At 72.7% G+C, this 12,961-nt stretch carries 8 protein-coding genes and 1 pseudogene; 1 reads left to right on the forward strand and 8 read right to left on the reverse strand.

All coding sequences use genetic code 11. The features are described from left to right. Window positions 1-52: 52 nt before the first annotated feature. The 7 genes and pseudogenes from obgE to F3L20_RS26385 form a co-directional block, all read right to left on the reverse strand. Complete coding sequence (gene obgE, locus F3L20_RS26355) at window positions 53-1,498, reverse strand: GTPase ObgE (RefSeq protein WP_150156451.1); 1,446 nt, start codon at window positions 1,496-1,498, stop codon at window positions 53-55. Between the two features lie 104 nt (window positions 1,499-1,602). Continuing rightward, on the reverse strand, window positions 1,603-1,857 hold the full coding sequence (gene rpmA, locus F3L20_RS26360; protein ID WP_003976205.1) for a 50S ribosomal protein L27: 255 nt from the start codon (window positions 1,855-1,857) through the stop codon (window positions 1,603-1,605). A gap of 14 nt (window positions 1,858-1,871) precedes the next feature. Further along, complete coding sequence (gene rplU, locus F3L20_RS26365) at window positions 1,872-2,192, reverse strand: 50S ribosomal protein L21 (protein WP_004931419.1); 321 nt, start codon at window positions 2,190-2,192, stop codon at window positions 1,872-1,874. Window positions 2,193-2,392: 200 nt separating this feature from the next. Continuing rightward, a pseudogene (locus F3L20_RS26370) lies at window positions 2,393-3,143 on the reverse strand (sugar phosphate nucleotidyltransferase). A gap of 79 nt (window positions 3,144-3,222) precedes the next feature. After that, the gene (locus F3L20_RS26375; protein WP_150156452.1) at window positions 3,223-7,413 is read right to left on the reverse strand and encodes an Rne/Rng family ribonuclease; all 4,191 of its coding nucleotides are present in this window, start codon (window positions 7,411-7,413) and stop codon (window positions 3,223-3,225) included. A 261-nt stretch (window positions 7,414-7,674) separates the two neighbouring features. Continuing rightward, on the reverse strand, window positions 7,675-8,451 hold the full coding sequence (locus F3L20_RS26380) for a TIGR03936 family radical SAM-associated protein (protein ID WP_145827789.1): 777 nt from the start codon (window positions 8,449-8,451) through the stop codon (window positions 7,675-7,677). A 304-nt stretch (window positions 8,452-8,755) separates the two neighbouring features. Continuing rightward, window positions 8,756-9,760 carry a hypothetical protein gene (locus F3L20_RS26385; protein ID WP_150156453.1) on the reverse strand — a complete coding sequence of 335 codons (1,005 nt, stop codon included), beginning with the start codon at window positions 9,758-9,760 and terminating at the stop codon, window positions 8,756-8,758. A 264-nt stretch (window positions 9,761-10,024) separates the two neighbouring features. Between F3L20_RS26385 and F3L20_RS26390 the strand changes: the two genes are divergently transcribed. Next, window positions 10,025-10,843, forward strand: coding sequence for a DUF2637 domain-containing protein (locus F3L20_RS26390; RefSeq protein ID WP_150156454.1), 819 nt, complete (start codon window positions 10,025-10,027; stop codon window positions 10,841-10,843). Window positions 10,844-10,931: 88 nt separating this feature from the next. Here F3L20_RS26390 and F3L20_RS26395 read toward each other — a convergent pair whose 3' ends face one another. Next, entirely contained in the window at window positions 10,932-12,896 is a 1,965-nt protein-coding gene (locus tag F3L20_RS26395) for a TIGR03960 family B12-binding radical SAM protein (RefSeq protein ID WP_150156455.1), read from the reverse strand. Between the last annotated feature and the right edge of the window lie 65 nt (window positions 12,897-12,961).

The following is a 12,961-nucleotide window of genomic DNA, read 5'->3' on the forward strand; positions in this document are numbered from 1 at the left end:
CCGTTCGGAACGGGCCCTCCGTACGTGCGGTGCGCGCGGTGCGCCGTGCGGACTAGAACGGCTCGAAGCCGTCGTACTCCCGCTCCGCCTCGTCCCGCTCGGCGTCGCGGTCGCGGCGACGCTGGGCGGCCGGGCGGGGCGCCTCGAAGCGGTGGTCCTCACCACGGCGGCCGAGCATCTCGGCACCGGCGGTGACGGACGGCTCCCAGTCGAAGACCACGGCGTTGTCCTCGGGGCCGATGGCCACGGCGTCGCGGGAGCGGGCGCCGGCCTTCATCAGCGCGTCCTCGACACCGAGGCGGTTGAGCCGGTCGGCCAGGTAGCCGACGGCCTCGTCGTTGTTGAAGTCGGTCTGTCGCACCCAGCGTTCGGGCTTCTCACCGCGCACCCGGAACACCAGCTCGCCGCCGGTCTCCTCGCGGGTGACGGTGAAGCCGGAGTCGTCCACCGCCTTGGGACGGATGACGATGCGGGTCGCCTCCTCCTTCGGCCGGGCGGCGCGGGCCGTGCCGACCAGGTCGGCGAGCGCGAACGACAGCTCCCGCAGTCCGGTGTGGGCCACGGCGGACACCTCGAACACGCGGTAGCCGCGCGCCTCCAGGTCCGGGCGGACCATGTCGGCGAGGTCCTTGCCGTCGGGCACGTCGATCTTGTTGAGGACGACGATCCGCGGTCGGTTGTCCAGGCCGCCGTACTGCCGCAGCTCCTCCTCGATGACGTCGAGGTCGGAGAGGGGGTCGCGGTCGGACTCCAGCGTGGCGGTGTCCAGCACGTGCACCAGCACGCTGCACCGCTCGACGTGGCGGAGGAACTCCAGGCCCAGCCCCTTGCCCTGGCTGGCGCCGGGGATCAGGCCGGGGACGTCGGCAATGGTGTAGACGGTCGAACCGGCGGTGACCACACCGAGGTTGGGCACCAGCGTGGTGAAGGGGTAGTCGGCGATCTTCGGCTTGGCGGCGCTGAGCACGGAGATCAGGGACGACTTGCCGGCGCTGGGGTAGCCCACGAGGGCCACGTCGGCGACGGTCTTCAGCTCCAGGACGACGTCGCGCAGGTCGCCCGGCTCACCGAGCAGCGCGAACCCGGGCGCCTTGCGCCGCGCCGAGGCGAGGGCGGCGTTGCCGAGCCCGCCGCGACCGCCCTGGGCGGCGACGAAGGAGGTGCCGTGGCCGACGAGGTCGGCGAGCACGTTGCCCGCCTTGTCGAGCACCACGGTGCCGTCCGGCACCGGCAGGATCAGGTCCTGGCCGTCCTTGCCGGAGCGGTTGCCGCCCTCTCCGGGCTTGCCGTTGGTGGCCTTGCGGTGCGGCGAGTGGTGGTAGTCGAGCAGCGTGGTCACGGACTGGTCGACGGTGAGGATCACGTCGCCGCCACGTCCGCCGTTGCCGCCGTCGGGTCCGCCGAGGGGCTTGAACTTCTCGCGATGGACGGAGGCACAGCCGTGACCTCCGCTACCCGCGGCGACATGCAGTTCGACGCGGTCCACGAAGGTGGTCATGGAATGTGCCTCCAGCTACTACGGGGTTGTGTCTCTTGGGTAACACGCGAAAGGCGGACCCGCTTCCCGTCGGGAAGTGAGGTCCGCCTCGCGAAAGTGTCCGATCAGGCGACCGGAACGATGTTCACGACCTTACGGCCACGGTGGGTGCCGAACTGCACCGCACCGGCCTGCAGCGCGAACAGGGTGTCGTCGCCGCCACGGCCGACGCCGGCGCCCGGGTGGAAGTGGGTGCCGCGCTGGCGGACCAGGATCTCGCCCGCGTTGACGGCCTGACCACCGAAGCGCTTCACGCCGAGGCGCTGGGCGTTGGAGTCACGACCGTTACGGGTGGACGATGCGCCCTTCTTGTGTGCCATCTCTCCTCAGTCCCTTACTTCGCAGCCGCGGGGATCTCAGTGACCTTGATCGCCGTGTACTGCTGGCGGTGGCCCTGACGACGGCGGTAGCCGGTCTTGTTCTTGTAGCGCAGAATGTCGATCTTCTGGCCCTTGTGGTGGTCCACGACCTCGGCCTGGACCTTGATGCCGGCCAGCACCCACGGGTCGCTGGTCACGGCGTCGCCGTCGACGACGAGCAGGGTCGAGAGCTCGACCGTGTCGCCGACCTTGGCGGTGGAAATCTTGTCAACCTCGACGATGTCGCCGACAGCAACCTTGTGCTGGCGACCACCGCTGCGCACGATGGCGTACACGCGGATCTCACTCTCACTCGAAGAACGGCACCCCCGCAGGCCAGTCGCCCACGCAAGCGCGGGCGACCTCTCCCGATCGCGGCCCGCGTCCGGGAGGAAGAGGTTTACGGGGATGTGGCGGTCCCGATGGACACGCCGACGGTCAAGGTTACGGGGCCGGGCCCACGGGGGTCAAACCGGACCCCCGAGGCCCGTCCGGCTCAGCGCCCGGAGACGATCTGCCGGCCGCGGGCGAGGTCGTCGTGGTTGTCGATCTCGACCCACCGGACGTCACCGATCTGCGCCACGTCGATCCGGAAGCCCCGGTTCACCAGCTCCTGGTAGCCGTCCTCGTAGTACAGCTGCGGATCCCGCTCGAACGTCGCCTTCAACGCGTCCGCCAGCTCGGCCGCCGCCTCCCCTCGATCAGCGTCACGCCGATGTACTCACCCGTCGCCTCCGCCGGGTCCATCAGCTTCGTGATCCGCGTCATCCCCTTCTCCGGGTCGACGACGACCTTCATCTCCTCGTCGGCGAGCTTCTTCACCGTGTCCAGCGCCAGGATGATCCTCCTGCCGTCACCCGCGCGTCCAGCAGCGTCCGCTCCACCGACACCGGGTGCACCGTGTCACCGTTGGCCAGGATCACGCCGTCCTTCAAAGCGTCCCGCGCGCACCACAGCGAGTAGGCGTTGTTCCACTCCTCCGCCTTGTCGTTGTCGATCAGCGTCAGCTTCAGCCCGTACTTCGCCTCCAGCGCCGCCTGCCGCTCGTACACGGCCTCCTTGCGGTAGCCCACGACGACACCCACCTCGGTCAGCCCGATCTCCGCGAAGTTCGCCAGCGTGAGGTCGAGGACGGTCACGGCGTCCGGGTCGCCCTCCGCGCCCACCGGCACCAGGGCCTTGGGCAGCGTGTCGGTGTACGGGCGCAGACGCCGGCCGGCGCCGGCCGCGAGCACGAGGCCTATCATCGCGGTTCTTCTCCTAACGGAACACAAACGTGTGGTCCCGCCCCCCGCGGGGGACGGGACCACACAGGGTAGACGCCGGTCAGCTCTCGTCGGCCGACGCGGTGACCGAGGACGGCGCCTGCTGCTCGGCGGCCGCCGTCTTCTTGGCCGTGGCCTTCTTCGCCGTCGACTTCTTGGCGGCGGTCTTCTTCGCCGTCGTCGTCGTCTTCTTGGCGGCGGTCTTCTTGGCCGTGGTCGCCTTCTTGGTGGCGGCCTTCTTCGCCGTGGCCTTCTTGGCCGCCTTGCGGGCGGTCTTCTTGGCCGGAGCGGCCTCCTCGGCGCCCTCCTCGGCCGCGTCGGCGGTCTCGGCGGCGGGCTCCTCGGCAGCGGTCCGTGGGGGCGCCTGCTCCTCCGCCGGGGCGGCCGGCAGGACCACGACGGCCGTGTCCTCGGACGCGGTCGACGTGCTCGCCTTGCGCACCGCGCGCCGGCGCGGACGGGCCGGTGCCGACGCCTCAGGCGCGGGCTCCGCCGGGGCGGCCTCGGCCGGAGTCTCCTCGGCCTTCGGTGCCTCCTCCGCCTTCACGGGCTCGGTGACGGTCACCACCGCGGCCTCCGCTCCCGCCGGGGAACCGGCCGGTGCGGACACCTTGCGGGTGGCCCGGCGCCGGGTACGGCCCCGCGGGGCGGCCTCCTCGGTGGTGGGCGGCACCACGGCGTCCTCGGCGGCGGCCGGCTCGGCCAGCGCCTCGGCTGCCGACTCCGGCTGCACGGGCCGCGCGGCCTCCTCGGCGGCCGTGACGTCCTGCGCCGTCGGGCCCTCGGTCACCTCCGCCGCCGGCGCCTCGTCCGCCCGTACGGGCTCCTCGGCCTGCTTGCGGCCGGACCTGCCGGACTCGCGCTGCGGGGCACCCGCCGGGGACGACACCCGACGGCTCGCCCGGCGCCGCGAACGGCCACGGCCGGCCGCGGCCTCCGCCTCGGCGGCGCTGCTGTACAGCTCCTCGTCCGGGGTGAACTCGGGGGCGGGCAGCGCGAGCGGCTCGGCCGCCTCGGCGGCGACCTCGCTCTCCGTCTCCGCCTCCTGCTCAGCCGTCTCGACGGACGCGGCCGCCTCGTGCTCGTGCGGCTGCTCCGCCGCACCGGCGCGCGCCCGCTTGCGACGCTTGCCGCCGCCGGCGGAGGACGGCTGGTCGAGGTGGACGATGACACCGCGCCCGTTGCAGTGGACGCAGGTCTCGGAGAACGACTCCAGCAGGCCCTGGCCGACCCGCTTGCGGGTCATCTGGACCAGGCCCAGCGAGGTCACCTCGGCGACCTGGTGCTTCGTACGGTCCCGGCCCAGGCACTCCAGCAGGCGGCGCAGCACCAGGTCCCGGTTGGACTCGAGCACCATGTCGATGAAGTCGATGACGATGATGCCGCCGAGGTCGCGCAGCCGCAGCTGGCGCACGATCTCCTCGGCCGCCTCCAGGTTGTTCCTGGTGACCGTCTCCTCGAGGTTGCCGCCCTGGCCGGTGAACTTGCCGGTGTTGACGTCGATGACGACCATCGCCTCGGTCCGGTCGATCACCAGCGAACCGCCGCTGGGCAGCCACACCTTGCGGTCCAGCGCCTTGGCGAGCTGCTCGTCGATCCGGTACGTGGCGAAGACGTCGACCTCGCTGGTCCAGCGCTGCAGGCGGCCGGCCAGGTCGGGCGCGACGTGGGAGACATAGCCGTGGATGGTCTCCCAGGCCTCGTCACCGCTGACGATGACCTTGGAGAAGTCCTCGTTGAAGATGTCCCGGACGACGCGGACGGTCATGTCCGGCTCGCCGTACAGCAGCGTCGGCGCGGTGCCGCCGTTCTTGGACCTCTTCTTGATCTCCTCCCACTGCCCCTGGAGCCGCTCGACGTCCCGGCGCAGTTCCTCCTCGCTGGCGCCCTCGGCCGCGGTGCGCACGATGACGCCCGCGTCCTCGGGGACGATCTTCTTGAGGATGGTCTTCAGCCGGGACCGCTCGGTGTCGGGCAGCTTGCGGCTGATGCCGGTCATCGAGCCCTCGGGGACGTACACGAGGTAGCGGCCCGGGAGGGAGACCTGGCTGGTGAGGCGGGCACCCTTGTGGCCGATCGGGTCCTTGGTGACCTGCACCAGGACCGGCTGGCCGGACTTCAGGGCGGACTCGATGCGACGCGGTCCGCCCGACATGCCGAGCGCGTCGAAGTTGACCTCACCGGCGTACAGGACGGCGTTGCGGCCCTTGCCGATGTCGATGAAGGCGGCCTCCATCGACGGCAGCACGTTCTGCACCTTGCCGAGGTAGACGTTGCCGACGTACGAGGTGGCCTGCTCCTTGTTGACGTAGTGCTCGACGAGCACCCCGTCCTCCAGGACGCCGATCTGCGTGCGGTCGCCGTGCTGGCGGACCACCATGACGCGCTCGACGGCCTCACGACGGGCCAGGAACTCGGCCTCGGTGATGATCGGCACCCGGCGGCGGCCCTGCTCGCGGCCCTCGCGGCGGCGCTGCTTCTTGGCCTCCAGACGCGTGGAGCCCTTGATGGACTGCACCTCGTCGGACGGCTCGGCCTTCGGCCGGGGCTCGCGGACCTTGACGACGGTGCGCTCGGGGTCGTCGGAGGACGGCTCGGCGTCCCCGCCGCTGTCACCGGCACGGCGACGGCGGCGACGACGGCGCCGGCTGCTGCTGGAGCCGCCGTTGTCGTCGCGCTCCTCGCGCTCCTCGGCGTCCTCCTCGGTCTGCTCGGCGGTGTCCTCGGCGTCCTGGGCGGCCTGCTCGTCGGCGACGCGCCCGGTGTCGTCGGAGTCGCCGTCCTGGGACTCGCCGCCGTCGGCGTCGGCGTCGCCGGAGTCACCGCGCCGGCGGCGGCGGCCACCGCGGCGACGGCGACGGCGCGAACCGGAGGACTCGCCGTCCTCGTGGTCGTCGCCCTCGTCGCTGTCCAGCTGGTCCTCGGCCTGCTCGTCGGTGTCCTCGGCGTCGGCCTCGGGCGCGGTCTCGGCGGCCGGTGCGGCGGCCTCGGACTCGTCGGCGGCACCGCGGCGGCGGCGCCGGCGGCGGGAAGCGGTGGGCTGCTCCTCCGGCAGCTCCTCCGTCTCCTCCTCCTCCGGCTCCACGGGCTCGGCGGTACCGGCGGCCGCTTCGGCGGCGGCCCGCTCGGGGGTCTGGAAGCGGGGCTCGGTGAAGACCGGGGGCTGGAACACGGCGACGGCGGGACGCGCCGGGCGGCGCGGGGCGTCGTCGTCGGCGTCCTCGTCCTCGGCACCGCGGGCGGGGCGCGCGGGCTCGGCGAAGCCGGCGGCGGCCTTGCGGACGACGCGACGGCGGCGGCGCGGGGCGGCCTCGTCCGCGGGGGCCTCCGGGGCTTCGGCAGCGGGCGCCTCGGCAGCGGTGTCGTCCTGCTGGTCGTTCCGGGTCACCGGGGCCTCCTCGGCGGCCGGGGCGGCCTGCTCGGTCTCTTCCTCGTCGCTCCGCTCGGCGGCGGCCGGCGCGGGAGCACCGGCGGGCGCGGACGCGCGCCGCGAGGCACGACGACGGGTACGGCGCGGAGCGTCCTCCGTGGCGTCGGTGGCGGGCTCGGGGGCGGCCTCGGCGGCCGGGGCGGTCTCCTCGGCGGCGGGCTCGGCGGTCGCGGCGGCGGTCGGCGTCTCGGCGGTCGCGGTCTCCGCGGCCGGCGAGGTCACGGTGCGGGTCGCGCGGCGCCGGGCGCGGCGTGGAGCGGCGTCCTCCGTGGCGTCGGCGACCGGCTCGGACGCCGGGGCGGCCGGCTCGGCGGACGCCGGGCCCTCGGGGGTGTCGGCGGTCGTCGACGCCTCCGCCTTCGTGGGCGAGGTCACGGTGCGGGTGGCGCGGCGCCGGGTACGGCGCGGAGCGGCGTCCTCCGTGGCGTCGGCGACCGGCTCGGACGCCGGGGCGGCCGGCTCGGCCGCGGTCGCGGTGGCCGGTACGACGGTCTCGGCGGCCTCCGCCGACGCGGGCGCCCCGGCGGGCGCGGCCGCACGGCGGACGGCGCGGCGGCGACGGGGCGCGGGGGCCGCGCTCTCCTCCGTGCCGGTCCGGTCCTCGGCGGTGTCGGTCGCCCCCGTGGCCTCGGCGGACGCGGTAGCTGCGGCCGGCTCGGCGGCCGGTATGGCCGGCGCGACGGTCTCGGCCGTCGTCTCCGCGGTCGCGGCGGGCGGTCCCGCCGGACGGGACGCGGCACGCCGCCGCCGGCGGGGCGGCAGGGTGTCGCTGGGGGTGTTGTTCGGTTCGGAGCCCTCGGTGGGCTCGGTCGGTTCGAGCATGCGGGCGTTTCTCCCGTCAGGCTCCCGGGCGCCGCGCCTGGTCCGGCGATGCCGGTGACGTCCGCGGCCCGCGCGATGCGCGATGGCCGCCGTCCGGGGCGCGGGCGCCGCTCGGAAGCTCTCTGTGTCCTGTCTCGCCGGTTCCGTACGCCGAATGCGCACGGCCTGGCGAAAGTCTTCTGGTCGGTGCGCTGCCCGACCCAGGTGGCTCCCGAGTTCGAGGGCGGCGCTTACGACGTCCGTCCCTACGCGGGACCTTCCTTACGCCGGCGCCGTCGCGGTGGCAGTCGCGGCGGCCGGTTGCGGCTCGGTCGCTGCTGCCTCGCGGTCGGGCGCGAGCGGGTCGGTCACCGTGCCGGTCTCTTCATCGAACAGCCCCTGCGCCAGCCTGGTCACCGCTGCGGGGACCGGCGGCGCCAGGTCGGCCACGGCGCGGAGACCGGACAGGACGTCGTCGGGTCGTACGGCAGGCGTCACGTGCCGAACAACCAGCCGCAGTATCGCACAGGGCCGGTCGGTCGGCCTATCAGCCGGCGAGGAGTCCGCCTCGGCGGTTTCCAGCGCCACGACCGCGGAGCGGGCGTCGAAGGTACGGATGCCGTTCTTGGTGCGGCGCTGGACCTCCACGGCCTCGGCCGTCTCGAAGGCGTCCACCGCGCGGCGGGCGTCCTCGGGGGCGACCCCGTCGAGCCGCAGCTCCCACACCGAGGCGGTGAGCCGGTCGGCGAGCCCGGAGGTGCGGGCCTCGACGGCCTCGACGATGTCCAGCCCGGCGGGCATCGACTCGTCGAGCAGGGCCCTCAGCCGCTCGGGATCCCGCGGCTCGGTGAGCGCGATCTCCAGGTACTCGGCCTCGCTGCCCGTGCCGGTGGGTGCGGCATTGGCGTACGACACCTTCGGGTGCGGCGTGAAGCCGGCCGAGTACGCCATCGGCACCTCGGCACGGCGCAACGCGCGCTCGAAGGCACGCTGGAAGTCACGGTGGCTGGTGAACCGGAGGCGGCCGCGCTTGGTGTAGCGCAGTCGGATGCGCTGCACCGCGGGTGCGGGCGGCGGGCCTTCGGGCTGTCGCTTGCCCAGTGGATCTTCTCCTTGTCGCAAGGGGGCGCGGGGACGCGCCTCCCTTCCAGGGTACGGCCGTACGACGACGGCCCCGGCTGTCCCGGTCGGGCACCAGGGCCGTGGTCCCTTTCAGAGTACGTGCAAGCAGGGACGCCGGTTCCCCGGTGGTCCGCCCTCGTCACGCCGCCGTGCGGCGGCGCTCACCAGCCGGCGGGACGGTCTCCCTGCGCACCGGTACCCCGGGAGGCGCCCCGCATGCCCTCCGCGTCGGCGCCTCGTCTCACCTGAGGGACTTCTTGACCTCCTGAACGCCTTGCGTGCCAGGCGTTCCGCGCTCACCGAGGAGCGCGCGCCGCACGTCCGACCGCACCTGGCGCACGGTCACGCCGACGGAACGGAGGGTGTGCCGTGTGACGCGTCCCGCACTCCGTGCCGCCTCCGCGACGGGCCGCAGCACCGCGTCGCGCACCACGTGTCCCACCGGGGTCAGCACGCTCCGGTACACCCACCGCGCCGGTTCCACGACCGTCCACCGGACGAGGGCGGCGAAGGCCCGGCCCACGGCGAACGAGACGTACCCGGCGATCCGCCAGGCGTGCCCGAGCGCGGCGCCGGCCTCCCGGGCGACGACCCCGAGCACCCGCCCGACCGGGACGAGCACCCAGCGCCACACGGCGAGCGCCGGCAGCACCACCAGGACCCGGGTGGTCCAGTACAGGACGCCGCCGAGCCCGGTGACGAGCAGCGCGCCCAGCGCCACCAGCCCCTTGCCGCACCACAGCAGCGCGTGCCCGGCCGGCGTCAGCACCCACCGGTACAGCCACACCGAGGGCACGACGACGAGCCGGCGGCCCAGCCACAGCAGACCGTCCCGTACGGCGGCGGCGCACACGGCGAGCCCGCGCCCCAGCGGTGTCAGCACGCAGGCGTGGAACCACACCGCCGCATGACCGAGGGGCGTCAGCACCCACCGGTACAGCGCCACGGCCGGGACGACGAGCAGCACCGTCCCGAGCCACCGCAGTGCCGTCCCCAGGGGCACGAGCACGTACCGCCACAGCCCCACGAGCGGCCACACGAACACCGCACGCCCCACCCACAGCACCGCACGCCCGACCGGCCGGAACACCGTGTCGCCGAGGAACCGCGCGGCGACGACCAGGGCGTCCCACACCATCCGCACCGGCACGACCAGCACGAGCACCACGATCCGCACGGGGAGCCGGATCGCGACGACGAGACACCCCTCACCGCCCGCCGGCTCCGGCGCCTTCTCGAGATCCATACCGGCGTGGACGCAGCGCACGCCCCCGCGGATGCACACGGCCCGCGACCGGGCCCCTCATATGCTGAACGCCAAGAGAAAAAAAGAAATTCGGAGCCTTCGACAAAACCATTGTCCCCCCGGTCGTTCACTCATTCGCCGCGCATCCAAGTGAAACAGCCACCGTTAGTCGCTGTATGAAGGCAAGCAGGTCAGGTCCGCTCCAACTGCACTTCACACAAAAGCTGTTGAGTGCTCCCGCCGGCCCGATGAATCAATCCTGACATGAATGATGAACGCTACGACCCGCTCTGGTACACCGCCGACACCCACGATCCGTTCAACGAATCGGGAACCGGGCGGCACCGGGCCGGAGCCGTCTACGCGGAACCCGTGGAACCCGCCGTTCCTCCCTGGGACCCGGCCGAGGAACTGGCCTACCTGCTCCAGGAGGCCCGCGGCGAGGAGTACGCCCCCACGGTCCCGCCCCCGCGCGAGGAGTACGCGCCCACCGTCCCGCCCCCGCGCGAGGAGACCTCCGTCACCGCGCCCCCGGCCGGCAGCCCCATGGGCAACCTGCAGGAGATCACGGCCGAACTCCCGCCCCTGCGCCGGGCCCCCCGCGCCCACCGAAAGCCCCCGCGCCCCCGCCCCGACGCCCTGCGCGTGGCCAGCTACACCATCGCCGCCCTGGCCGCGGTCACCGTGTCGATGGTGAGCGTCTTCAGCGGCGTGGTCACCTACGAACCCCTGCTGCTCGTCACCACGGCGCACAGCAGCGGTGACTCGTCGTCCTGGTGGCCCATCCTGGTCTACGGCCCCTGGCTGGCCGGCTCGCTCTCCATCCTCCGCGCCGCCCTGCACCAACGACGCGCCCTGCACTCCTGGTTCGTCGTCCTGCTCTTCTCCTCCGTCGCGGTCCTCCTGTGCGTGGCCCAGGCCCCCCGCACCATCACCGACACGGCTGCCGCGGCCCTTCCCGGAGTCGCCGCCCTGGCCTGCTTCCAGCAACTCGTCCGCCAGATCACCCTCACCCGCCCGCCCCGCCGCACGGTCAGCCCCCGCCACAGGGTCCGCCCCTACGGCGGCCGGCAGGTCCCGTAACGACCCACCCCACGACAACGGAGCAGCGGCCCCCCGCCGAAGAGGCCGCTGCTCCGTTTCGTGTCGCGCCCGTCAGCCCGGGCCGGGCTCAGTGCGCGTGACCGCTCGGCACCGGACCCGCGTTCTTGACCGTCAGGGGCAGCAGCTTCTTGCCCGTGGGGCCGATCTGAATGCTCGTGCCCATCTGCGGACACACGCCGCAGTCGAAGCACGGGGTCCAGCGGCAGTCCTCGACCTCGGTCTCGTCCAGGGCGTCCTGCCAGTCCTCCCAGAGCCAGTCCTTGTCGAGACCGGAGTCGAGGTGGTCCCAGGGAAGGACCTCCTCGTAGGTGCGCTCGCGGGTGGTGTACCAGTCGACGTCCACGCCGAACTCGGCCAGCGCCTTGTCCGCGCACGCCATCCAGCGGTCGTAGGAGAAGTGCTCGCGCCAGCCGTCGAAGCGGCCGCCGTCCTCGTAGACCGCGCGGATGACCGAGCCGATGCGGCGGTCGCCGCGGGAGAGCAGGCCCTCGACGATGCCGGGCTTGCCGTCGTGGTAGCGGAAGCCGATGGAACGCCCGTACTTCTTGTCGCCGCGGATCTTGTCGCGCAGCTTCGCCAGGCGCTCGTCGGTCTCCTCGGCGGAGAGCTGCGGGGCCCACTGGAACGGGGTGTGCGGCTTGGGCACGAACCCGCCGATGGAGACGGTGCAGCGGATGTCGTTGGAGCCGGACACCTCGCGGCCCTTCGCGATCACCCGGGTGGCCATGTCGGCGATCTGCAGGACGTCGTCGTCGGTCTCGGTGGGCAGGCCGCACATGAAGTAGAGCTTCACCTGGCGCCAGCCGTTGCCGTAGGCCGTCGCGACGGTCCTGATCAGGTCGTCCTCCGAGACCATCTTGTTGATGACCTTGCGGATGCGCTCGGAGCCGCCCTCGGGGGCGAAGGTGAGGCCCGAACGGCGACCGTTGCGGGTCAGCTCGTTCGCCAGGTCGATGTTGAAGGCGTCGACCCGGGTGGAGGGCAGGGAGAGGCCGATCTTGTCTTCCTCGTAGCGGTCGGCGAGGCCCTGGGCGATGTCGCCGATCTCCGAGTGGTCGGCGGAGGACAGGGAAAGCAGGCCGACCTCTTCGAAGCCGGTCGCCTTCAGGCCCTTGTCGACCATGTCGCCGATGCCGGTGATGGAGCGCTCGCGGACCGGGCGGGTGATCATGCCGGCCTGGCAGAAGCGGCAGCCGCGGGTGCAGCCGCGGAAGATCTCCACGGACATGCGCTCGTGCACCGTCTCGGCGAGCGGGACGAGGGGCTGCTTGGGGTAGGGCCACTCGTCGAGGTCCATGACGGTGTGCTTGGACACGCGCCACGGCACGCCGGAGCGGTTGGGCACGACGCGGGCGATACGGCCGTCGGGGAGGTACTCGACGTCGTAGAAGCCGGGGACGTACACGCCGCCGGTCTTCGCCAGGCGCAGGAGGAGTTCCTCGCGGCCGCCGGGGCGGCCCTCCTCCTTCCAGGCCCGGATGATCCGCGTGACCTCCAGGACCGCCTGCTCGCCGTCACCGATGATCGCGCAGTCGATGAAGTCGGCGATCGGCTCCGGGTTGAAGGCCGCGTGGCCGCCGGCCATGACGATCGGGTCGTCGAGACCGCGGTCCTTCGCCTCCAGCGGGATGCCGGCCAGGTCGAGGGCGGCGAGCATGTTCGTGTAGCCGAGCTCCGTGGAGAAGCTCAGGCCGAACACGTCGAACGCCTTGACCGGACGGTGGCTGTCGACGGTGAACTGCGGCACACGGTGCTCGCGCATCAGCGCCTCGAGGTCCGGCCAGACGCTGTAGGTGCGCTCGGCCAGGACGCCGTCCTGTTCGTTGAGGACCTCGTAGAGGATCATGACGCCCTGGTTGGGCAGCCCGACCTCGTACGCGTCCGGGTACATGAGCGCCCAGCGGACGTCGCAGGATTCCCAGTCCTTGACCGTGGAGTTGAGCTCTCCGCCGACGTACTGGATCGGCTTCTGCACATGCGGGAGCAGAGCTTCGAGCTGCGGGAACACAGACTCGGCGGCTTCGGCAGGCATCGCGAACCTTCGTGTGGTGACTGCGGTCCCCCCGGCCGGACAAACGGCTCAGGGGCGGGTGACCA

It is taken from the genome of Streptomyces tendae, assembly GCF_008632955.1.
Taxonomy (GTDB): Bacteria; Actinomycetota; Actinomycetes; order Streptomycetales; family Streptomycetaceae; genus Streptomyces.